General features: G+C 60.2%; 16 protein-coding genes and 1 pseudogene. 12 read left to right on the top strand and 5 right to left on the bottom strand.

What is annotated here, in order from left to right; all coding sequences use genetic code 11:
- Entirely contained in the window at positions 1 to 2475 is a 2475-nt protein-coding gene (locus ACILSO_RS09455) for a PVC-type heme-binding CxxCH protein (RefSeq protein ID WP_395737142.1), read from the top strand.
- 6 nt (positions 2476 to 2481) lie between these two features.
- Here ACILSO_RS09455 and ACILSO_RS09450 read toward each other — a convergent pair whose 3' ends face one another.
- The gene (locus tag ACILSO_RS09450; RefSeq protein WP_395737141.1) at positions 2482 to 2871 is read right to left on the bottom strand and encodes a hypothetical protein; all 390 of its coding nucleotides are present in this window, start codon (positions 2869 to 2871) and stop codon (positions 2482 to 2484) included.
- Positions 2872 to 2992: 121 nt separating this feature from the next.
- Between ACILSO_RS09450 and ACILSO_RS09445 the strand changes: the two genes are divergently transcribed.
- The 4 genes from ACILSO_RS09445 to ACILSO_RS09430 all read left to right on the top strand — a co-directional run bounded on the left by ACILSO_RS09445 (position 2993) and on the right by ACILSO_RS09430 (position 8369).
- A complete protein-coding gene (locus ACILSO_RS09445) occupies positions 2993 to 4180 on the top strand; it encodes an FG-GAP repeat domain-containing protein (RefSeq protein WP_395737140.1) in 1188 nt (395 codons plus the stop codon).
- Positions 4181 to 4229: 49 nt separating this feature from the next.
- On the top strand, positions 4230 to 4919 hold the full coding sequence (locus ACILSO_RS09440; RefSeq protein ID WP_395737139.1) for a HEAT repeat domain-containing protein: 690 nt from the start codon (positions 4230 to 4232) through the stop codon (positions 4917 to 4919).
- An 83-nt stretch (positions 4920 to 5002) separates the two neighbouring features.
- Positions 5003 to 6943 (top strand): CehA/McbA family metallohydrolase, encoded by a 1941-nt coding sequence (locus tag ACILSO_RS09435; RefSeq protein WP_395737138.1) that lies wholly within the window; start codon positions 5003 to 5005, stop codon positions 6941 to 6943.
- A gap of 10 nt (positions 6944 to 6953) precedes the next feature.
- A complete protein-coding gene (locus tag ACILSO_RS09430) occupies positions 6954 to 8369 on the top strand; it encodes a neutral/alkaline non-lysosomal ceramidase N-terminal domain-containing protein (protein ID WP_395737137.1) in 1416 nt (471 codons plus the stop codon).
- Positions 8370 to 8375: 6 nt separating this feature from the next.
- Here the strand turns inward: ACILSO_RS09430 and ACILSO_RS09425 are convergent, their stop codons facing one another.
- Entirely contained in the window at positions 8376 to 9815 is a 1440-nt protein-coding gene (locus tag ACILSO_RS09425) for a sensor histidine kinase (RefSeq protein ID WP_395737136.1), read from the bottom strand.
- Positions 9816 to 9821: 6 nt separating this feature from the next.
- Positions 9822 to 10532, bottom strand: a complete 711-nt coding sequence (locus tag ACILSO_RS09420; RefSeq protein ID WP_395737135.1) for a response regulator transcription factor — start codon at positions 10530 to 10532, stop codon at positions 9822 to 9824.
- 8 nt (positions 10533 to 10540) lie between these two features.
- On the opposite strand from ACILSO_RS09420, the pseudogene ACILSO_RS09415 reads away from it, so the two are divergent.
- From ACILSO_RS09415 to ACILSO_RS09385, 7 genes and pseudogenes are all read left to right on the top strand, one after another.
- A pseudogene (locus ACILSO_RS09415) lies at positions 10541 to 12484 on the top strand (YHYH protein); the annotation flags it as partial.
- A 501-nt stretch (positions 12485 to 12985) separates the two neighbouring features.
- Positions 12986 to 13687 carry a hypothetical protein gene (locus tag ACILSO_RS09410; RefSeq protein ID WP_395737371.1) on the top strand — a complete coding sequence of 234 codons (702 nt, stop codon included), beginning with the start codon at positions 12986 to 12988 and terminating at the stop codon, positions 13685 to 13687.
- Positions 13684 to 15054 carry a sulfatase-like hydrolase/transferase gene (locus tag ACILSO_RS09405; protein WP_395737134.1) on the top strand — a complete coding sequence of 457 codons (1371 nt, stop codon included), beginning with the start codon at positions 13684 to 13686 and terminating at the stop codon, positions 15052 to 15054. Before ACILSO_RS09410 ends, ACILSO_RS09405 begins: the two co-directional genes overlap by 4 nt.
- 136 nt (positions 15055 to 15190) lie before the next feature.
- Positions 15191 to 16351 carry an alpha-hydroxy-acid oxidizing protein gene (locus ACILSO_RS09400; RefSeq protein ID WP_395737133.1) on the top strand — a complete coding sequence of 387 codons (1161 nt, stop codon included), beginning with the start codon at positions 15191 to 15193 and terminating at the stop codon, positions 16349 to 16351.
- 2 nt (positions 16352 to 16353) lie between these two features.
- Positions 16354 to 17415 (top strand): tRNA pseudouridine(13) synthase TruD, encoded by a 1062-nt coding sequence (truD, locus tag ACILSO_RS09395; RefSeq protein WP_395737132.1) that lies wholly within the window; start codon positions 16354 to 16356, stop codon positions 17413 to 17415.
- Positions 17416 to 17471: 56 nt separating this feature from the next.
- Positions 17472 to 18923: a metallophosphoesterase family protein gene (locus tag ACILSO_RS09390; RefSeq protein WP_395737131.1), complete on the top strand. Its 1452-nt coding sequence runs from the start codon at positions 17472 to 17474 to the stop codon at positions 18921 to 18923.
- A 189-nt stretch (positions 18924 to 19112) separates the two neighbouring features.
- Complete coding sequence (locus ACILSO_RS09385; RefSeq protein WP_395737130.1) at positions 19113 to 19847, top strand: hypothetical protein; 735 nt, start codon at positions 19113 to 19115, stop codon at positions 19845 to 19847.
- A gap of 3 nt (positions 19848 to 19850) precedes the next feature.
- Here the strand turns inward: ACILSO_RS09385 and ACILSO_RS09380 are convergent, their stop codons facing one another.
- Positions 19851 to 21215, bottom strand: coding sequence for a sensor histidine kinase (locus ACILSO_RS09380; RefSeq protein ID WP_395737129.1), 1365 nt, complete (start codon positions 21213 to 21215; stop codon positions 19851 to 19853).
- Entirely contained in the window at positions 21212 to 21862 is a 651-nt protein-coding gene (locus tag ACILSO_RS09375) for a response regulator transcription factor (RefSeq protein ID WP_395737128.1), read from the bottom strand. The genes ACILSO_RS09380 and ACILSO_RS09375 overlap by 4 nt, the downstream gene beginning before the upstream one ends.
- Positions 21863 to 21941 lie beyond the last annotated feature (79 nt).

Genomic DNA, 21941 nt, shown 5'->3' with positions numbered 1-21941 from the left:
ATGAAACTACTTTCTTTGCTTCTCCTCCTGCCAGCTGCCGCCGCGCTTGGTGCTCCCCGTGTCGCGCCTACCAAATCGCCGGAGGTGCCGGCCGAGGTGCCGCCACAGATCGAGACGTTGCAGCCGGGAGTGAAGCTGACGCTGCTGGCGGAGCATCCGGATCTTGTCACACCGACAGGCATCGCCGTGGACAAGAACGGAAACATTTATTCGATCTCCTGCCACACGCATTTCCGTCCGGAGGACTACCAAGGGCCCGAGCACGATGAGGTGCTGGTGTTCGATGCGAATGGGAAGAACCGGCGGGTGTTTTACAACAAAACCGATGCCACGATGCATGTGGAGATCGGGCCGGACGGCTGGGTCTACCTCGCAGAGCGGGACCGCGTGCTGCGCGTGAAGGACAGCAACGGCGATGGCGTGGGGGATGTGGAGGAAAATCTGGCCACGCTGGATTCGGTGGCAGATTATCCGCATAACGGGCTCAGCGGCATGGCCTGGCACCCGGATGGAGGGCTGGTGTTTTCGCTCGGAGAGAATTTTGGCAAGGACTGGACGCTAACCGCCAGGGACGGCTCCAAGGTGAGCGGCCGTGGTGAAGGCGGTGTGTTTCGCTGCACGGCGGATGGCGGCCAGATGCGACGCATTGCGCGTGGTTTCTGGAATCCGTTTGGACTGATGGTGCGCAAGGATGGGGAAATCTTCGCTGCGGAGAATGATCCCGGCAGCAGACCGCCGTGCCGGCTGCTGTATGTCGTCGAAGGAGCGGACTATGGCTTCCAGTGGGTGTATGGCAGCGCGCCGGTGCATCCTTTTGTGGCATGGAATGGCGAGCTGCGCGGCACGCTGGGCATGGTGCACCCATCTGGTGAAGGCCCCTGTGCAATCGTGGAACTGGGCGGAGGCGTGCTGATCCCGAGCTGGAGCGATCACAGCGTGGATTATTTTCCGCTGACACGCCAGGGAGCGGGTTATTCATCCGAACGCATTCCATTAATCAAAGGCAGCGATTTCTTCCGACCGACGTGCATGGCTGCGGGACCTGATGGCGCGTTTTACTTTAATGACTGGGTGTTCAGCTCCTATCCCATTCATAAACGCGGCCGTTTATGGAAGCTGGAGATTGACCGGGCAAGTGCGGCATGGGTGAAGCCGGCCGCTGATCCGCTGAATGCGGAGGCGCGTCTGGCGAACGACCTGCGCACCGGCAAGGCCAAGCCAGAGGTGAAGAAACTTTTCGAACTGGCGCGGGGCAAGGATGCGTACCTCGCAGATGCTGCTCTGACTGCGCTGGCGCGTGAGACGTGGTCGGTGGAGGCGCTGAAAAAGATGCCGGCAGAAGACCGCGTTTATGCGCTGGTGGCGCTGCGCCGTGTGGATTTGAACGAGGGAAAATGGGTGGAGGCCTTTTTAAATGACGGGGACCCAGAAATACGGTTTGAGTGCCTCCGCTGGATCGCGGACGCGGTCTTGACCAAGTTCACGCCGCAGGTGGAAGCTTTGCTCGCCGATCCAGCGCTGGACTACCATCTGTTTGAGGCCGTCCTTGCCACCTGGAACACCCTGCGAGGTGATCCGGGGGCTGGAGTGACAAATCCTGAAGTGCTCGTGGAGCGCATCATCAATCCCAAAACTCCGGCTCGCATCAAGGGCTATGCGCTGAGGCTTGCGCCGGCGGCGCACAAGCAGATCACCGTGCCGCTGCTACGAGAGCTTTTCGCAGCGGGGGATGAGGTGCTGTCTCAGGAGGTCGTGCGTACCCTGGCGGCGCGCAATGCAGATGATGCCCGCGCGGTGCTGGCGGAAATCGCCGGAGATGAATCGCAGAAAACCGGGGTGCGTGCCGATGCCATCGAGGGGCTCGCCAGCACCAGCAAGGCGGAAGAGCAGGCGCTGCTGGTGAAACTGGCCGGCGGCAAGGATGCGATTTTGCGCGACGAGGCACGGAGATCACTGCGCTACACTGACAAGGACAGTTCGTTTCAAATGAGCACCTCCCGCCCCGTTTTTGAAAACACGGATGCCTGGCTGAAGATGCTGGATGCGCTGCCAGGGAAGCCGGATGTGGAGGCCGGTCGTCGTATCTTTTTCCATTCCAAGGTGGGACTATGCGCCAGCTGCCACCGCCATAGCGGCCGTGGCAATGTGGTGGGGCCGGACTTAAGCCTCGTCTCAAAGCAGGGAGACCGTGCGGCGATACTGCGATCCATCCTTGAGCCAAGCCGCGAGGTGGCGCCGCAGTATTATCCCTCGCAGGTGAAGCTGAAGGACGGAAGCGAGTTCACCGGCATCATGCTGCGCTCGTCGAACACCGAGGTGTTTCGAGATCTGACCGGCAAGGAACGGTCTTTCCCGCAGACAGACATCGTCAAAAGGACAGAGCTCAGGACCTCGCTCATGCCGCAGGGGCTTGCCGTCTCCCTGACGGATGAGGAACTGCGGGACCTGCTGGCGTTTTTAACGAGCGCTCCTTGAGTGAGCCTATTTGGCGCGGTTGATCTGAGCCATTTTTCGCACTCTTTTCAGGGCTTCTTGAAGAGCGGCCTCCGCTTTGTCCAGATGCTCGGACTCGGAGCCGGACTTCGCAGCTTCGAGCTCGGTTTTTGCAGTGGCCACATACTCCAGCGCCGCATTGACGTTCGTGCCTTTGTTCTTCTTCACCTCATTGAGGCGCGTCTCTGTGTTGGAAAGAATGCTGAGGATGTTTGGGATGGAAGTCCTGCGCTTTTTGCCGGCGCCCTCCTCCTTCTTGTTGAGCAGTCCTATGGCATGCTCGAGGTGATTGCGCGCCTCCTGCACGGGTGTGTCCGCCGCAAGAGGGGTGGTGAAACAAAGAAGCGCCGTCAGGGGAATCAAGAGCCGTGTTTTCATAGGCAGCGGGAGGTGAGGGGATTTTAGTGTATTTCCAAAGGCTTCTACAAGTTATTTTGGGTGGTTTCAGACCGCAGGAAAATGCTGCGATTTGCGGTGTCTTTGCGCGTTCAGGGGAGGCATGCGTCCAATAGTCACCTTTTGCCTTCTGTTTTATGGGGCCTCACTGAGAGCTGATGATGCCGTCATTCTCGCGCCCGGCACGCCGTGGAAACGGCACTCGATCGACAATACTTCACGCGGAGCCGATGGCGTGAAACTGGGGGACTGGAACAAGGACGGACTCCAGGACATCGTCACCGGCTGGGAGGAAGGTGGTGTGGTGAAAATCTATGTCAATCCGGGACCTGCCAAGGCGCGGGAGGCGTGGGAGCAGATCACTGTGGGAGAAGTGAAGAATGTCGAGGAGGCGATCTTTACGGATCTGGATGGCGACGGCCAGCTGGAGGTCGTCAGTGGCACTGAGGGCAAGACCTGCACGCTTTACTGGCACCGGCTGGTAGATGGGAAGTGGGGCACGCAGGCCTTCCCAGTGGCGACGAACACTCAGATGTGGATGCAGGCGGCGGCGCTGGATCTCGACGGTCAGTTTGGGCCTGATCTGCTGGTGGCGTCAAAAAACAAAGGGGCGGCCGTGAGCTGGCTGCAGGCACCGCAGAAAGCGGACGACCTCAAGGCCTGGACGCTGCACAAGCTGCGTGATGCCGGGTGGGTGATGTCTGTCACACCCCAGGACATGGATGGAGATGGTGATGCGGATGCGGTGATCAGTGATCGCAAGGGCGAGAGGACGGGCGTCTTCTGGCTGGAAAATCCGGGCGCAGCCGCGAACCGGGAACATGCGGTGTGGAAGGAGCATGCCGTGGGCGGATTGGGCAAGCAGGTCATGTTTGCCGACCTCGGAGATGTGAATGGCGATGGCTTGCTGGATGTGGCCGTGGCGGCAAAGCCGGTGGAGATCATCCTCTGCCTGCGCAAGACCGATGGCGGCTGGCAGGAGCGTGTGGTGAAGCTGGAAGGTGCAAACCTCGGCGATGCCAAGGCGGTGAAAATAGCGGATGTGAATGGCGACAAGCTGCCAGACCTCCTGTTCACCTGTGAAAACGCCAAGGAAGAACGGGAGGGCATCGTGTGGCTGGAGCAGCAGCGGGAGGGGCCGTGGAAACAGCACACCCTGGGCGGGCCGGAGGGACTGAAATATGACCTCATGCAGACCTTGGACCTGGATGGCGACGGAGACCTGGATGTCATCACCTGCGAGGAACGGGATCAGCTTGGGGTGTTCTGGTATGAGAATCCCCAGAGATAAATGTCAGTGGTTCTTCTAATGAAAGAGCTGGGTCGGACGTTTCAGAGGCATGAACCGCAATCACCTCATCACCGCCCTGCTGTTCTTATTGGTGCCATGTCTGGTGCTCCGGTGGAACGATGCTCCAAGTCCTTTATTTGCGGGCATTCTCGCCCGGCTGCGCCATGAATGTGATCCTGGCAATCCTGATGGAGAATACTACTGGAGACAGGGCACCATGCCCACTGAACGGAAGCGTGAGGCCATTATCGAGGAATGTCGCAAGCTGGGCGGCAGGATGCTGTCCGAGGTGCGCAACCAGATCGAGCGGGAGACAGACGATGAAGTCCGCGGCATGCTGATCGTGATTGCTGCCGCCCTGGGGGATGATGAGGCCATCGAGAAGGCCTCGCGGGAGATGACCTGGTCAGAATATCCGGCGGTGCGCATCAGCGCGGCGAAAACGCTGCGCCGCCTGAAGGATCCACGCACAAAAGAGTGGTTTCTAACCGCGCTGCAAGACGACCATTTCGTGGTCAATGGCGCCTGCGGCACCCTGCGTGAGAAGTTTTACCCTGTGCGCAGCATCGCCCAGGTGGCTTTGAGAGACATGATGGGCAAAAGCTATCCAGGTGACGCGCAGATGCAAAAGATGAGCTCGATGATGAACGGCGGCCACTCATATGAAAGCTTGCAGGAGCGCCAGCACCAGCTGGAGGAACTGGCGAAAGAGGAGCTGGCGCTAAGGGCCAAAAAGTGAGTTTGCGAATGGTTGCATGGCATGAAAAAATGCTGCGATGAGAGGCGCGAGAGACTGCCCTCCTGGTTCGTTAGTACGCGCCCATGTTTTCACACCGCCTTTTGTTGATGCTGTGCGTCGCCCACGCCCTTCCCGCTTTTGCGCAGGAGATGGTGGTGGAGGGCAGGCGCCTCCATCTGGGGAGGCAGGGACAGTATGAGTGGGAGGAAAACAAGAACCGCACGGTGGATGCGGAGCGGCTGGAACTCCGCTTCCAGTCGAAGGCAAACGCGGCGGAGCAAACGCTTCGCATCTGGCAGCGGGAGGTGAAGCTGACATGGCCGGTGCTCCTTAACGGTCGCAAGCTGGGTGTGCTGACCACGGCCGAGACGGCGCAGGAGTGTGTTCTGGCGGTGCCCGCGGGGGCTTTGAGGGACGGCGAAAATGTTCTTCTGATTGAGGCGCCCGCCAGCCTGGATGACATCGACGTGGGGCCGGTTGTGCTCATGGAGAAACCGGTGACGGAGGCGATGAGTGGTGCGCGAATTGATGTGACCGTGCTGGCCGCTCCGGAAGGAAAGCCCACGCCATGCCGGATCACGTTGACAAAAACGGACGGAACGCTGCAGCCGCTGCGTGCGGAACCTGCGGGCGCCACGGCGGTGCGCCCCGGCGTGGTCTATGCCAGGGATGGACATGCTGTGATCTCTGTGCCGCCGGGAGACTATTTGCTGCATGCGGGTCGAGGTTTTGAGTGGAGCGTGGAGAAAGACGTGGTGTCGGTGAAGGCGAAGGAGACCAAGGAAGTGCGCATGAGCCTGAAACGAGAGGTGGACACGCGCGGCTGGATCGCCTCGGACAGCCACATTCACACGCTCACCTACAGCGGACATGGCGATGCGAAAATCGAAGAGCGCATGCTGACCATTGCAGGCGAAGGGATTGAACTGGCGATCTCCACCGATCACAATCATCATACAGACTACGCGCCTGCCGCGGCGAGTGCGGGTGTGGCGGAGCATTTCACCCCGGTGACCGGCAACGAGGTGACGACGAAGCACGGGCACTTCAATGCCTTTCCGATTCAGGCGGGCGCGCCGGTGGTGGACAGCCGGGAAGAGGACTGGGCCAGACTGATGCCTGCCATTCGAGCCACGCCGGGTGTGAAGGTCATCACGCTGAATCATCCGCGCGATCTGCACAGCGGTTTTGTGCCGTTCGGCGCCGTGCAGTTCAATGCCAAAACTGGCAAGCACCGGCAGGCGCATGCACTGGACGTGGATGCGATCGAGGTGGTGACCTCCGCTGCCATGCAGTCGGACATCCATCTGCTGTATCGGGACTGGTTTGCGCTGCTCAATCGCGGGCACCGAATCGCGGCGGTGGCATCGAGCGACAGTCATGACGTGAACCGGTTCATCCTGGGCCAGGGACGCACCTATGCGGCCGCGAACGATGCCAATCCTGCACAGGTCGATCTGGATGAAGTCTGGCGCAGCTATCAGCGCGGAAAGCTGCTGGTGAGCCTGGGGCTGCTGTGCACGATGAAGGTGGATGACCGGTTTGGCATTGCTGACCTGGCCACCGGACTGGGCGAGAAAATCAAAGTCGAGGTTGCCGTCAGCGGTCCTTCATGGGTGCAGGCGGATCGCGTGGAGCTGTTTGCCAATGGCATTCTCATTCGCGAACAAGCGCTGAAGGATGAACATCAAGCCGGTGAGAAGGCGAGAATTGTGTGGGAACTGCCACGGCCGGCACATGACGTGCATCTGGTGGCCATCGCCACAGGGCCGGGAGTTTCAGAGGCTTTCTGGGAGATTCCACGGCCATACCAGGCGGCGAGCAAGACATTCACGCCGCGTGTCATCGGTTCGACGAATCCCATCTGGATCGATGCGGATGGAGACGGATATTTCCAGTCGGCATTTGCCATCGCGCAGGCTCTCTATCAGCGCTTCGGCGCAGACCGGGAGAAACTGAACGAGGCGCTCAAACGGCACGACGAAAGCGTCGCCATCCAAGTCGAATCCCTATTATCCAATTGAACCCTTCGCCATGAAACTTCTGCTGCTCGCCGTATGCTTTGCTCCCCTTGCCGCCTTCGCGGCGCCAACCTCCGTTCTACGCGCTGGTGCCGCGGCGGTGGACATCACACCCACGGAGTTTCCCATGAACATGCCGGGAGGATTCAGCGCCAATCCGGCGAGCAAGGCGCATGATGCGTTTCATGCGCGGGCGCTGGTGCTGGATGATGGCAAAACGACGCTGGCCATGGTGGTGGTGGACGTGCTGGGCGCGGGGCCGGACGTGCTGAATGAGGCTAAGGCCATCGCGGCGGAGAAGACGGGCATGAAGCCGGACAAAATGCTGATCAGCTCCACGCACACGCACAGCGGGCCTTCCGTAAACACGCGCAGTGAGATGGCGGCGCGCTACTACAAGAGGTTTGTCGAGGGCATCGCGGAATCGATCATCAAAGCGCACGCGGCCCTGCAACCGGCGCTGGTTGGAGCGGCGGCGCATCCATTGCCAGATGAGGTGTTTAACCGGCGCTGGTATCTGAAACCCGGCAAGATGCCGCTCAATCCCTTTGGACGCCTGGACGCTGTGAAGATGAATCCAGGGACCGATCCGAACACAATCGACCATCCTGCGGGCCCCACCGATCCGGACATCACGATCCTTTCCGTGCAGGACGCCAGGCGGAAACCGATCGCTGTGTATGCGAACTACTCGCTGCACTATGTGGGCGGTGCGCCTGAAGGAGAAATGTCGTCGGACTACTTTGGGGAATTTGCGCGCGTCATGCCCTCGCGAGTGCGCGGAGGTGAAAACTTCGTGGCGATGATGTCGAACGGCACCTCAGGAGACATCAACAACATTCCCTTTGGCGTGACACGGCCGCCGCGCGAGCCGTTTGAACAGATTCGCATCGTGGCGCAAAAGGCGGCTGACACCGCGTGGCTGGCGCACAGGAAGATTGAAAAGCATCGCGGCGACGTGGCTCTGGGGATGATCCAGCGTGAGATTACGCTGAAGTATCGGCGTCCCACGGAGCAGGATGTGGCGGCGGCAAAGGCGGTGCTGGCGGTGAAGGACAAGGAGGCCGCCGAGAAGCTGCCGAGGCTCGCAAAAAACTATGCGGGCAGCGTCGTCTCTGCGGCGGAGCGCAAAGAGGACACGGTCACCGTGCCCCTGCAGGCCATCCGCATTGGCGACTTTGTGGTGTGCGGCATCCCATTTGAAACGTTTGTGGAAATCGGCCTCGATTTGAAGAAACGCAGTCCGTTTCCGCAGACGATGGTGGTGGGACTGGCGAACGGACGGCATGGCTACCTGCCCACCCTGGAACAGCACAAACTTGGAGGCTACGAGACATGGCTTGGGACGAATCAGGTGCAGGAAGACACGAGCGTCATTCTCACCAACAACCTGCTGGAGATGATGGCGGAATTGAAGAAGGCGGAGTGAGCGATTTCAGACGGAAGGAATGCACATTTCGATCTCCAGTCCGGCGGGCTGGCGCAAGCGTGCGGTGACGGTGCCTCGGCAGGCCTCGATGCAGCGCTTGGTGATGGCCAGGCCGAGGCCGCTGCCGCCGGTGGTTCGCCGGCGTGCTGACTCGGGACGATAGAAAGGTTCGAACAGACGTGAAAGCGCATCTGGCGGCACACCAGGGCCTTGATCGGCAATGCGGATGCGGGTGATGCCATCCTGCTGTTCAGCAAAAATGTGAACGGGGCCGAATTCAGAGGCGTAGCGGACGGCATTGCGCAGGACGTTGCCGATGGCGCGGTCCAGCGCGCCATGCAGTGAATGCAGCTGCAACTCTGCGGGCACGTGGAGCTGGACATTCGCGTCAGGCGCTTCGCGTGCGATGACGGCGACAATCAAATCATGCAGACCAATGTCTTCGGCGGTTTCTCGATCCGGCAAAGTTTCGGCTTTGGAGAAGGCCAGCACTTCTTCGACCAGACGAGCCATGTGCTGGAGCTCGGAGTCGAGCTTTTGCAGGTAGCCAGCCTGCTCCGGCGTGCTGCGCTGCTCCACCACGCCGAGCGCCATTTGCATGCGGGCGATGGGGGAGCAGAGTTCATGCGCGACATCCGCGGTGATGCGGCGCTGCTCGGCGACGTATTCGCCAAGCTGCGCAGCCATGGCGTTGACGGAGGAAGATAGCTCGCCCAGTTCATCATTGCGGCTGCGTGTGACACGCTCCCCAAAGTTTCCCTGGGCAATGCGGCCTGCGGCATGATTGAGCCGTCCGATGAAACCGGTGATGCCACGGACGAAGGGCATCCATACCAAGGCTGAGACAAGCAGCGCGGCAGCGGCGAGTCCATACCAAGGCCACAAATCAAAAAACAGACCGCCGCCGGTGATGGTGTTGGAAACCATGAGCAGCGTCAGGGGCCGGTTCCCGCTCTGCTGGGTGAGGTCGAGATGAATGCCGGCCCAATAGTGGGCGGGGTCGCCTGCTCGCAGAAGAAAACGCGGCTTGGGCGGAGCATCGGTGGGGCGTTTTCTGGTGGTGCCGGATGGCGGACGCCGAGGCGGCGGGTGGTCGCCGGGGCTGCGTCTGTCGATCAGCTTTGGCACGACGCCTGGAGGAACCTGAACCTCGGTACCCATGACTTGAGCGCCGTTGCTGCCGAAGAGGGCAAAGGCCACGCCGTGCTGAGCTTCATACCGCTTCAGCGCGGCCGGCCATTCCTGCTCTGGCAGGCGGGAAAGTTCGTCCGTGAGGATGTCGCCGATGGCCGCGATGCGCTCGCCCGCCTCTCCTGAGAGCATCCAGTCCAGACTCATGCGAAACTGCATGCTGAGAAAGCCAACCAAGAGCAGCGCCAGCACCAGAAGATTCACTCCAAACCAGAGCAGAATCTTCAGATACAAAGGCAGGCGTGGGCGAGGCATGAAAGATCAGCGGGTGGGGGTGACGAGCTGGTAGCCGTAGCCGCGCACGGTTTTGATGAACTGCGGGTTCTTGGGATCGTCCCCGAGCTTGCGACGGAGCATGGAGATGTGCATGTCGATGGCACGGTCAAACACATCCCATTCCCGGTCGGCGACGTCTTCGATGAGCTGCTCGCGCGTGCGAACGCGGCCATGAGCTTTTGCGAGGGAAAGCAGCAGGCCAAATTCTGCTGGAGTGAGGTCGAGTGGCGTGTCCCCAAGCACCACCACGTGCGAATCCGCATTGATGCGCAGCGGGCCGACGACGATTTCCTTCATGGGGGGCTGCGGTGTGTTTTCCGCCACCCAGCCGGAGCGCCTGAGCACGGCACGGAGCCTGGCGAGAAGCTCGCGGGAGGAAAAGGTTTTGGGCAGGTAGTCATCCGCACCGAGTTCGAGGCCGACGATGCGGTCAACCTCCTCGCCACGGCCGGTGAGCATCATGACCGGAACTTTGGACTTGGTGCGGATACGACGAAGGACCTCGAAGCCATCGCAGCCGGGCATCATGACATCAAGGATGATCGCATTCCAAGGCTCGCTGATGGCGCGCTCGGCGCCCTTGTTGCCATCGTGCTCGCATTCAACCTCAAAACCCATCGGCTTCAAATAGTCCGCCACGAGCTGGGAGAGCTCGGTGTCGTCGTCGATTACGAGGATGCGCGTGGCGGCAGGCATGAGGAAGTATGAGCTTCCGAGGGCGGTTTCGCGAGTTTCTTTACGGATTGCTGACAAATCTGCGGCATTTCACTGATGAACGGCTGACAGCACCGAGGCAGAATGAGAGCATGAAAGCCCTTACCGCGCTGCTGCTGCTTACGACCAGTCTCTCCGCCCACCCGTGGAAAGCTGGGAACTCAGGCGACCAGGACCAGGAGACCCTGCGCCAGCATATTTTGGAAGAATGGATGCAGGCGCATGCACCGCCTTCAGAAGGTGAGATCAAGCCAGTGCGGGTGGCTTCGGCGGCTGGCTCGCTAAACCTCGCGGCTGCTGTGGCGGCCAATGCGGCAAACGCACCGGCGGCAGCGAAACCTTTCCTGGCTTTTCCAAAACTGGAATTGAAGTGGGACCGGGATTTTTTGTTCATCGGATCGAACGGGCTGCCGGATCATAACATGATGGTGGGCATCACGGCCTGGCAGCAGCAGGTGCCGCTGCCGCAGAATTACACAGGAGACAATGCGTGGAGGATCCCGCTGCATCCTGTGCCGGCGAAGAAGCCTGCCATCGTGGAGGGGCATTTCCTGCGTGGGGCCATCGCGATCGGGGTGAATGGCATTCCGATTTTCAACCCGCAGAACAATCGCGGCGAGGTCTCGTATGAGATTGGCGAGCTGGATCAATGGGGCGGGCACTGCGGACGCGCGGATGATTATCACTACCACATTGCACCGCTGCATTTGCAGACGGCGGTGGGGAAGGGGATGCCGATCGCGTATGCGCTGGACGGGTATCCCATTTATGGCCTCACGGAGCCGGACGGTGCGCCGCTGGGCAAGCTGGACGAGTGCCACGGGCATGAGGATGCGAAGGTGGGCTACCACTACCATGCCTCAACGAAGCGGCCGTATCTGCAAAGTGCGTTTCACGGAGAAGTGGTGGAGGCTGAAGGGCAGGTGGATCCGCAGCCACGAGCGCAACCGGTGCGGCCCGATACTCCGCCACTGCGGGGAGCGGAGATCACCAGCTTTGAGAGCACGGGCCCCGGCAGCTACAAACTGAGCTATCAGGTGGGTGGTGAAAAGAGGTTCATCTCTTACAGCATCAACAGTGACGGCACCTATCCGTTTGAGTTCAACAATGGCGCAGCCGGCACGGTGAAAGAGGTCTATGCCAGACGCGGTGGTGGTGGGAGAGGGCCAGGGAGAGAGGGAGGCAAAGGCATGAGGGCTGGCGGAAATCCGCCTCCGCCGCAAGGTGAAGCACCGCCGCCGCCGCAAGGACGGGAGACAGGAAGCGTGATGGATGCAAACGGCGATGGCGTCGTCACAGCGCAGGAATTTGCGGAAAATGTCAAACATGAGCATGCCGCAAAACGCAGGGGTGGTGGAACGCTGGCGGATACGCTGGCGAAGGCACGCGGTGAGTTTTCGGCGCTGGATCGAAATGGTGACGGCAGACTGGAAGGCAGCGAACTGCAGGCGTCAGCGGAGCCGTCGAGCGGTCGTCGGGGCGGAGCACCTGCTGCCGCGGCGGAAGGATTTGTTTTGACCAGTCCTGAAGTAACCGACGGGGGCAGTCTGCCTGTTGAATTCACGGGTGATGGCAGCGGAGCGACCCTGCCGCTGGAATGGAAAGGTGCTCCCGCCGGGACGAAGAGCTATGCCCTGATCATGGATCATCTGGCGCCGGGCAATGAAATGAAGAGCTACTGGGTGATGTGGGACATCCCCGCAAGCGTGACAAGCCTGCCGAAGAATGTGAAGAGTGTGGGCAAGCTGGGAGTGGGGTTCAAAGGGGAGTCTGGATACGAGCCGCCGCACTCGAAGGGGCCGGGAGCAAAAAAGTATGTGCTGCATGTCTATGCGCTCTCAAGCGAGGCAAAGCCCAGTGGTGCAGGCCGAGGCGTGACGCGTGAGGCGCTGCTAGCCGCCATGGAAGGCAAAGTCCTGGCGAAGGCCGATCTAAGCGTGGTGTACTCGCGCGGCGGTGGTGGCATGGTACCTGCCCGGGGGCCTCAACCGACACCGCCCGCGCCACCTCAGGCAGGCGCAGCAGAGCAGCCTGGCGGACAGCGCAAACCCTGGATGCAAATGCATGGCGCAGAACTGGATGGCAACCGCGATGGCAGCGTGACGCTGGAAGAGACTCTCGCAGATATGAAGACTGCGGCTTCCAAGTACGATGCGGACAAAAATGGCATCATCACGCCGGCAGAGATCGAAACAGCGGGTGACATCCGTGAGGGGGCTGCGTTTGCGGGATTCATTTACCGCCATGCTTTTGAGCTTGATGGCGATCAGAACAGCCAGCTGACCAGCAGCGAACTCGAAAAGGCGGCGAAATACCTTTTTGATTCTGCGGATCTCGACCGTGACGGCAAGCTAGGCAATACTGAAATTCAGAACGCTCCGAATGCACCGCTAGGCAATGCACCACCACCTCCTCCGCCCGCTCCCGGAGGCGCCATGCCGCCTGCAAGCAGCAGTGCGGTGGGGGCGCCGCCGGTGCAAGCTGGGACGAAACAAGGAGGCGGAGGCAAAAAGAAAAAGGGAGGAGGTCCGCCAGGACTCATCAAACCGAGCATCGCGGACACGATGAGGCTCAACGTGTATGCAGACAACTGGTTCATGCTGTACGTGAACGGGCGTCTGGTGGCGGTGGACCCGATCCAGTTCACACCGCACAATGTGGTCAGCGTGGACTTCCTTCCCGAATATCCAATGACGATCGCAGTGCTGGCCAAGGACAACGCGGATCCTAAAACCGGGCTCGAATACGGCAGCAGCATTGGGGACGGCGGGTTCATCCTGAAGTTTGCCGACGGCACGGTGACTAATGCGAGCTGGAAGGCCAAAAGCTTCTTTCACGGGCCGGTCAATGGTGACACCGCGAACCCGCAGGTAAAACAGGAAGCGCTGCCTGCGAACTGGTGGGCCGTGGATTTTGACGACAGCGCCTGGAAGAACGCCAAAGAGTACGCGGTGGAGGAGGTGGACCCAAAGCAGCCATATTTTGATCATGATTTCGAAGGAGCGAAGTTCATCTGGACGGATGACCTGGCCCTGGACAACACAATCATTTTCCGCACCAAGATTGAAAAGCCCGGCTGGCAGCCGCGCTGGAACACAAAGCCAGATCTCGACGTCACCGGAGCACCCCTGAAATGAAAACGCTGATCGCATCAAGCATGCTGCTGCTCGTGGCCGGCAGCGCCTGGGCCAAGGCCCCGAACATTCTTTTCATCCTGGCAGATGACCAGTCCTGGAGCGGCACCTCGGTGCGCATGATCCCGGGAGAAGCAGGGAGTGCGAGCCGGGAGTTTCGCACTCCCAATCTCGAAAAACTTGCAGCGCAAGGCATGACCTTCTCGCAGGCGTATGCGGCGCACTGCAAGTGCGAGTGCTCGCGTGCGGCGATCCAGATGGGGCGCACAACGAGCACGCTGAACGCCACTGACAAAAGCTCGCGAAACTGGAACGCTCCGGTCACGGACTCGCTGGTGAACACGCTCAAGAAAGCGGATCGCAGCTATCGTGCAGCCCATTTTGGGAAATGGCAGTGGTTTCACACTCCGGCATCGATGGGCTACGATGCGAGTGACGGCATCACGATGAATGAAGATGGCGACACGACAGATCCGGAAGATCCCAAGCAGTCCTTTGGCATCACGCGGAGAGCGGGTGCGTTTATGGAGGCACAGGTGAAGGAGGGGCATCCCTTTTTCCTGCAGCTTTCCTATTATGCCGTGCACCAGACGCCGCAGGCGCTGGCCTCGACGCTGAAAAAATACGAAGGCATGGCGGGTGCTGCCAAAGGCGGGAAGGGGGACCGTGCAATGATGGCGGCGATGACGGAAGACCTCGACACCTGTGTGGGCGCGGTTTTAAAAAAGCTTGATGACCTGGGAATCGCGGAAAACACGCTCGTCGTCTACACCTCAGACAACGGCGGGCGCACCAGTCTGCTGAACGGTGGCAAGGGTGATCTCGGTGAAGGCGGCATTCGTGAGCCGATGATTATCCGGGGGCCGGGAATCCAAGGGGGAGTGAACTGCACCACTCCCGTGATAAGCTATGACCTCACGGCGACCGTGCTGGATTTTGCCGCTCCCGGATTTCCCCTGCCGAAAGGCGTCGAAGGCGGCAGCTGGAAGCCCCTGCTGCTAAGCGCGGGGAAGGAGCCGGTGAGGCGGCCGATTGATCGCTTTGTGTGGCACCAGGTGCTGGAGGTGGCGCATCCGCAGTCGGCGATCCGTGTGGGAGACTACAAGCTGCTCTATTTCTGGGACACGAAGGAGGGGCTGCTTTTTGATGTGGTGAAGGACCTGGGAGAAACGCGTGACGTGGCCAGACAAAATCCTGAAGTGGCCGGAAAGCTGCAAACTGAACTCAAGGCACACCTCCGGGCCGGACTCGGGGAGCAGGCCTATGCCGCGCTGGAGCGAGGTGAGTTTCCCCAAGTCCGGGGGCCGAGACCCGGAAAGGGCATGGGGCCGGGAGGCTGGAAGAAGGGACAGGCGAAGAATGCGCAGTGAGCAGGCACGGGTGCATTTCGGTATTTGCAGTGTGGGTGCTGGAAGATTGCAAATCCGGCGTTTAGTGCGGATGAAAAGGAATGTGTGCCGGAGTTGATCTGCCGGCCGATTTCGCTTTCACTCCGCGTTCATTTCCATGCCTGAAGTCTTCCATTCCAACTACCCCTCCATCGAGCACCTTCGCGAGAGAGCACGCCAGAGGGTGCCGCGGTTTGCCTTTGAATACCTGGAGGGCGGCTGCTTTTCAAACATCAACCTTCAGCGCAACACGGACGAAATCCGTGAGGTGCAGCTGCGGCCATGGTATTTGCGGGACTATCCTGGCTCAGACCTGAAGACGGAGCTGTTTGGCATGACCTACGACGCACCGTTTGGCGTGTCGCCAATTGGACTGCAAGGCCTGATCTGGCCAAGGGCGACCGAGATCCTGGCGAAGGCGGCGCATCAGCATAACATTCCGTTTACGCTTAGCACGGTGGGCACGGCCAGCATCGAGACCGTGGCGGAACTTACCCAGGGGAAGGCGTGGTTTCAGCTCTATCATCCGACGGAGGAATCGCTGCGTGACAAGCTGCTGGACCGCGCGCGTGATGCGGGTTTTCCGGTGCTGGTGATTCTGGCGGATACGCCCACCTTTGCGTATCGGCCGAAGGAGATCCGTAATGGGCTGTCGATTCCGCCGCGCATGTCCGTGAGGAACGTGATCCAGATGATGCTGCACCCCACGTGGTCTTTCAGCCAGCTGGCGGCGGGTGCGCCGGAATTCAAGACGATGAAGCCTTACCTGCCGAAGGGGCTGAACATGAAGCACCTCGGGCTGTTCATGAACAAGACCTTCTCGGGACGTCTGAACCCGACGAAGATCAAGGCCATACGCGAACGGTGGAAGGGCAAGCTGGTGGTGAAGGGGGTGGTGACCGATGAGGATGCGGAAACGGCGCTGGGACTCGGTGTGGACGGCTTCATCGTTTCCAACCACGGAGGGCGGCAGCTGGATGCGGGGCAGTCCACGATCAAGCCGCTCACGGAACTGGCGAAGAAGTTTGGGCAGCGTACGACGGTGATGATCGACAGTGGTCTGCGCGCCGGTCCTGATGTGGCGTGTGCACTTGCCAGCGGGGCGAAGTTTGCCTTCATGGGCCGCTCCTTCATGTATGGTGTGGCAGCGCTGGGCAGGGACGGGGGTGACCACACGATGACAATGCTGAAGCGGCAGCTGAAACAGGTGATGGAACAGGTGGGCTGCGAGCGAGTGGCGGACCTGCCAAAGCATCTGGTGAATGGCGCACAGTCTTGAACATGGCGCCTGATTCGAACGATCTTCCCTTTCTGCATGGCGGCCCCCTGGGGCGTGCCTGTTTCAAAGCAGAGCCGGAGGATTTTGTGGTGGAGGAGCTGCTGGGGTTTGAGCCGTCAGGCGAGGGCGAGCACTGCCTTGTGTGGGCGGAAAAGCGAAATTTGGAGAGCAATGCGGCGGCGGCTCGGCTGGCTGACGCCGTGGGCATTCGGCGGCGGCTGGTCAGCCACTGCGGCTTGAAGGACCGGCATGCGGTCACGCGGCAGTGGTTCAGCCTGCATATGCCGGGGCAGGCGTCGCCGGAAGCTGTGGCGCTGGAGTCTGAGGGGCTGAGCGTGCTGCGCATCACGCGGAATACACGCAAGCTGCGGCGCGGCATTCATCTGGGCAATCGGTTCACCATTCGTCTGCGTGAGCCGGATTTCGATGTGGCACTTGCCATGCAGCGGTGGAGGGAGATTGCGGAAAAGGGTGTGCCAAATTTTTTCGGTGTGCAGCGTTTTGGCAACGAAGGGCAAAATGTGGCAAAGGCGCTGGCGATGTTCCGCGGAGAGTTCACGCCGGGGGATCGCCTGCTGCGCGGGCTGCTGCTTTCCGCGGCGCGCAGCCATCTTTTCAATGCCGTGGTGGCGGGGCGCATGGCTGGAGGGACGTGGGACAAGCCGCTGGCGGGCGAGGTCTTTGGCTTTGCTGACAATGGGACGATTCTCCTTCCGGAAAACCAGCGCGGCGATGAAGTGGCGCGGTTTGAAAAGGGCATCGTCGAACTGACTGCGCCGCTGTGGGGCAATGGCGAGCTGCAAAGCGTGGGGGAGGTGAGAACTATCGAGCAGGAACTGCTGGCGGACTTTTCCGAGATCGCCGCCGGCCTGGAGGCCTGTGGCCTGCGGCAGGAACGGCGTGTCATGAGGCTGCGGCCGCTTCGCCCGGAGCTCGAGGTGATGGAGAATGGCGATCTGCAATTTCGTTTTGACCTTCCCAAAGGAACCTATGCCACGGCGCTGCTGCGGGAGCTGGCAGAGCTGGATGAAAGAGGAAGGGCGGAACCCTTGACGAAACACTGACAAATATTTGGATGTCGCCTGATGGGACATTGACATTGAAGCCCGAGTGAACGGCCATGAAGCATCTACCCCTGCTATGCGCTCTTGCAGTCGCCGCCCTGATGGTGGTGGCGTCCGGGCAAAATGAAGTCAAGCCTGCGAAAGATGATCGAGGAAAAGGAAAGGGAGCGGGGCCGGGAGGACAGGTGGAGCCAGCTGTGGTGCCGCGTTATCTTTTTAATGTCTGGCTTTGCCGGCCGGGAGCAGACTCCATGACGCTAAGCGTGCTGGCGTGGGAGGAGATGGAAGTATTGATCTCCTATGGGACGAGTCCAGACTCGATGACGCAGCGTTCGGAAATGGTGAAAATGCGTGCGGGAGAGCCGCAGTTGATTCTGCTGAAGAACTTGAAGGCGGACACCGCCTATGTCTACCAGCTGGCCTATCGCATCGGGGATGGTGAAGCTGTTCGTGATGAAATACGTGGATTTCACACGCAGCGCGCGCCTTCATCCTCTTTTACCTTCACCCTGCAGGCTGACTCGCATCTGGATGTCAGCACGGATGTACGGGTGTATCAGCAGACCCTGGCGAACATGCTCGCGGACAAGCCGGACTTCATGATCGACCTCGGGGACACGACGATGGTGGACAAATTTGGCCATTTCTACACGCGGGCCGAATCGCAATACAAAGGGCAGCGCTATTACATCGGCCGAATCGCACACAGCGTGCCCGTTCTGCTCGCGCTGGGAAATCACGATGGCGAACAGGGATCAAGGCTGACGGGCGAGCCAAACTCCATGCCGCTGTGGTCCATTGGCATGAGGAAGAAGTATTTCCCAAATCCGGAGCCGGGAGGGATTTATTTGGGGAACGAATCGCCGGAGGAAGGTGCTGGCATGCTTGAGGACTATTATGCCTTTGAGTGGGGTGGCGCTCTGTTTGTCGTGCTGGATCCCTTTTGGTTCACACGAGAGCGCAAACGCGATGACAACTGGAGCATGACGCTTGGCGAGGCGCAGTATCGCTGGCTGGCAAAGACGCTGGCGGCAAGCAAAGCCCCTTTCAAGTTTGTCTTTTTGCACCATCTCGTGGGAGGTCTGGGCAAAGATGTGCGCGGAGGAGTCAAGCCTGCGCCCTATATGGAATGGGGGGGCAAAAATGCCGATGGCAGCGAAGGTTTCACACAACACCGAACCGGCTGGGAGCTGCCGATTCATCAGCTTCTGGTCAAAAACGGTGTGAGCATTGTATTCCACGGGCACGATCATCTTTTTGCCAGGGAAGAACTCGACGGCGTCATCTATCAGGAGGTGCCGCAACCTGGGCACCCCAGCGGCGGCACGCGCAGCGCGGTAGAGTATGGCTACACCGGCACGATCCTGGGCAGCTCAGGGCACGTGCGTGTGAAGGTGGGACCGGACGAGACCGCAGTGGAGTATGTAAGATCTATCGTGCCTGGAGTAACGCGGGACGACCTCCCCAATGCTGCTGTGGAACATCGCTACGCTCTAAGGAGGCGGTAAGCCAGCCCTGAGAGTGATTAAACGCAATGTAAGGCCGGCGTTGCACGTTCCAAGACAACTCTCATGCCTATCTACCGTTCGCTCATTGCCTGCCTGCTTGTCTCATTGGTTCACACGTGCGCCGTGGCTGCTGACGCCCAGAGTTCCCTATCTGGACAGCGAATTTTTTACACGGGGCACAGCTTCCACATGTTTGTGCCGGCAATGATTGAGGAGATGGTCAAGACGATGGACCTGCAGGGGCACAAGCTGGCTGGGAAGCAGGGGATTGGCGGGTCGAAGGTGATTCAGCATTGGGAGCTGGCGGACGACAAAAACATGGCGAAGCAAGCTCTCATGCGGGGCGATGTGGATGTCTTCACCATGGCCTCGCATCTGCTCAGCCCGGATGAAGGCATCACGAATTTCGTGAACCTGGGCCTGGAGCACAATCCGAACATGCGCTTTCTCGTGCAGGGTTCATGGTATCCCTTTGACCTGCCGGCACCAGAACCGGGCAGGCCTGATCTGCGCATCAAGGACAATGCCCAGCGCGACAACATCAAGATCGAGGATCTAAAGGCGGCGCTCGATGGCTGGCGCAAGAAGATCGAGGCGCAGGTCGCCGAACTCAATCAGAAGCATGGCAAGACGTGTGTGTTCATCGTGCCGGTGGGCGATGCGGTTTTGAAGCTGCGCGCCATGGTGGTGGCAGGTGAGTTTCCAGGCATCAACAAACAGTCCGCGCTCTTTCGCGATCCCATTGGTCATGGCCAGGGGCACGTGATGGCGCTGACGGCTTACTGCAACTTTGCGGCGATCTATCGCATCAGCCCGGTTGGCCATATTGCACCTGAGCGCAGCATTTCGCATGAACAGCATGCCATTCTGCAAAAGATCGCGTGGGAGACGGTCTCAAACTATCCACCGGCGGGAGTGAAGTGAATTTCAGGCTGGAAGCGTGACGGTGAAGGTAGCACCCTGATCTGGAGCGCTGGTGACCTGGATGCTTCCACCGTGAGCCTGCACAATGGCTTTGGCGATGGCCAGGCCCAGGCCGGTACGGCCCGTGGCGCCGCTGCGCGCTTTGTCCGCGCGGTAAAAGCGGTCGAAAATGTAAGGCAGATCTTCGGTGGCGATGCCGGGGCCGGTATTGTGGACTTGCAGTGTGACTGTGTCCTGGCCTGCGTGGGCAGACACATGAATCTCGCCGCCATCGATGTTGTAGTGGATGGCGTTGGAAAGGAGATTGGTGATGACTTGCGTGAGCTGGTCGGCGTCGCAGGCACAGACGGCGGGGGCGAGCTCTGCGTGAATGTGGATGCCGCGTGCCTCGGCCATGGGGCGGATGCTTTCGATGCATTCCGATGTAATCGCAGCGAAATCCTGGGGCGTGCGTTCTGGAGGTTCCTGCCCGGCGTCGAGTCGGGCGAGCTTGAGGAGTGAGTCGATGAGCCTGCGCATGCGGTTGGCGGCGCGTTCGCTGGCTTCGAAGACTTCGCGGTGCTCGCTGTTTTCGCAGGTGCTGGCGATGCCGTACTGGGCCTCGGCAAGCATGACGCTGACGGGCGTGCGAAGCTCGTGTGCGGCATCGGCGGTGAAATGGGCCTGCTGGGTGAAGGCGGCATCGAGACGGGCAAAGGTGGAGTTCAGCACCTGCACGAGCTGGCCCAGCTCACTGCCAGAGCCAGAGCTGGCGATGCGCTGCGTGAGATCGCCCGTGGCAATTTTCTGAGCGGCATCGCTGATGTCGCGCACGGGTTTCAAAGCGCGATGCACAAGAAGGGCGCCCCCGATCAAACCCAGCAGCACCACGCCGCCACCGGCGACGGCCAGCCACCAGGCGAGGTGATGCAGCTCGTCCATATCGGCTCTGGTGTGGTGGCCGACGAGGAGGCAGTCATTCGGGGCGGGGATGAGAAAGGCCTCGCGCAGCGGGCCGCGCTGACGTGTGTCGGAGGCTTTGTTGCTTTCCGGCATCGTGGCGTCTTTGGGGGCGGTGCTGGAATAAATGGGCTCGGCATTGCCATGAAGCCAGACGATGTAGTAGTAGCCGTTGTCATTGGCCTGGTCGAAGAGAGCGGCGTTTTCCGGCATGAGGCGGAAGCCCTGGCGTGGTGGATACGCTCCGGGTACCGGACGCCGTGAAGATGAGAGCACCTGCAGACGATTCTGCAGATCCCCGTCGATCCGGCGAAACTGGCGGTCCTTTTCCACGCGATAGATTGCCGCGCCAAAGCCTGCCAGCACGGTGATGAGCAGCAGCCCGTGCCAGATTTGCAGCCGCCAGCGGATGGATTGGAGGTATCTCATTCGATGCAGTAGCCGTGGCCGCGGCGGGTGACGATGAACTCCTGGCCGAGTTTTTTGCGCAGGTTGTAAATGTGGACGTCGAGGATGTTTGAAAGCGTCGATTCCTCCTCGTCGAAGAGGTGCTCATACAGCGTGGTGCGAGAAGTGACCTCGCCACGATGGAGGGCGAGGTATTCGAGCACGACGTATTCGCGTGCCGTCAGCGTGACCGGTTTGCCAGCGCGAGTGACAGCGCGTGCGGCGGTGTCAATGCATACCTCACCGAGTTCCAGAACGACGCGTGCCTGTTTAGCGCCGCGGCGAATGATGGCACGCAACCGGGCAAACAGCTCCGGAGAGTCGAAAGGCTTTACGAGATAGTCGTCCGCCCCGATGTCGAGACCGCGCACGCGATCTGTGCTGCGATCTCGTGCTGTGAGAATGAGCACTGGGGTGGTTTTGGTTTTGCGCAGGCGGGAGAGGACCTCCCAGCCATCGAGAACGGGAAGCATCATGTCGAGGACGATGGCATCGTAGTCAGTGGACTGCGCTTTATAGAGTCCTTCCTCGCCATCGGAGGCGGCGTCCACGGAGTAACCTTCCTTGCGGGCGGAGCGCACCAGCACGGACTGCAGGTCGGGATCATCTTCGACAATGAGGAGTCGCATGGATTATGACGTGGAAGAGGTGCTGGATTTCGAGGGTGCCGGGAAGCATCTCACGGCTTGGATGAATGGCAGATGAATG

The organism is Prosthecobacter sp. (genome assembly GCF_044226605.1).
In the GTDB taxonomy this organism is placed as follows: domain Bacteria; phylum Verrucomicrobiota; class Verrucomicrobiia; order Verrucomicrobiales; family Verrucomicrobiaceae; genus Prosthecobacter.
The sequence above is the reverse complement of the archived record's forward strand: the minus strand, read 5'-3'. Positions and strand labels throughout refer to the sequence as shown.

Excerpts from the sequence above, each read along its gene's own strand:
- ACILSO_RS09455 (WP_395737142.1), top strand. The coding sequence starts at position 1 with ATGAAACTACTTTCTTTGCTTCTCCTCCTGCCAGCTGCCGCCGCGCTT.
- ACILSO_RS09450 (WP_395737141.1), bottom strand. The coding sequence starts at position 2,871 with ATGAAAACACGGCTCTTGATTCCCCTGACGGCGCTTCTTTGTTTCACC.
- ACILSO_RS09445 (WP_395737140.1), top strand. The coding sequence starts at position 2,993 with ATGCGTCCAATAGTCACCTTTTGCCTTCTGTTTTATGGGGCCTCACTG.
- ACILSO_RS09440 (WP_395737139.1), top strand. The coding sequence starts at position 4,230 with ATGAACCGCAATCACCTCATCACCGCCCTGCTGTTCTTATTGGTGCCA.
- ACILSO_RS09435 (WP_395737138.1), top strand. The coding sequence starts at position 5,003 with ATGTTTTCACACCGCCTTTTGTTGATGCTGTGCGTCGCCCACGCCCTT.
- ACILSO_RS09430 (WP_395737137.1), top strand. The coding sequence starts at position 6,954 with ATGAAACTTCTGCTGCTCGCCGTATGCTTTGCTCCCCTTGCCGCCTTC.
- ACILSO_RS09425 (WP_395737136.1), bottom strand. The coding sequence starts at position 9,815 with ATGCCTCGCCCACGCCTGCCTTTGTATCTGAAGATTCTGCTCTGGTTT.
- ACILSO_RS09420 (WP_395737135.1), bottom strand. The coding sequence starts at position 10,532 with ATGCCTGCCGCCACGCGCATCCTCGTAATCGACGACGACACCGAGCTC.
- ACILSO_RS09410 (WP_395737371.1), top strand. The coding sequence starts at position 12,986 with ATGCCGCCTGCAAGCAGCAGTGCGGTGGGGGCGCCGCCGGTGCAAGCT.
- ACILSO_RS09405 (WP_395737134.1), top strand. The coding sequence starts at position 13,684 with ATGAAAACGCTGATCGCATCAAGCATGCTGCTGCTCGTGGCCGGCAGC.
- ACILSO_RS09400 (WP_395737133.1), top strand. The coding sequence starts at position 15,191 with ATGCCTGAAGTCTTCCATTCCAACTACCCCTCCATCGAGCACCTTCGC.
- truD (WP_395737132.1), top strand. The coding sequence starts at position 16,354 with ATGGCGCCTGATTCGAACGATCTTCCCTTTCTGCATGGCGGCCCCCTG.
- ACILSO_RS09390 (WP_395737131.1), top strand. The coding sequence starts at position 17,472 with ATGAAGCATCTACCCCTGCTATGCGCTCTTGCAGTCGCCGCCCTGATG.
- ACILSO_RS09385 (WP_395737130.1), top strand. The coding sequence starts at position 19,113 with ATGTTTGTGCCGGCAATGATTGAGGAGATGGTCAAGACGATGGACCTG.
- ACILSO_RS09380 (WP_395737129.1), bottom strand. The coding sequence starts at position 21,215 with ATGAGATACCTCCAATCCATCCGCTGGCGGCTGCAAATCTGGCACGGG.
- ACILSO_RS09375 (WP_395737128.1), bottom strand. The coding sequence starts at position 21,862 with ATGCGACTCCTCATTGTCGAAGATGATCCCGACCTGCAGTCCGTGCTG.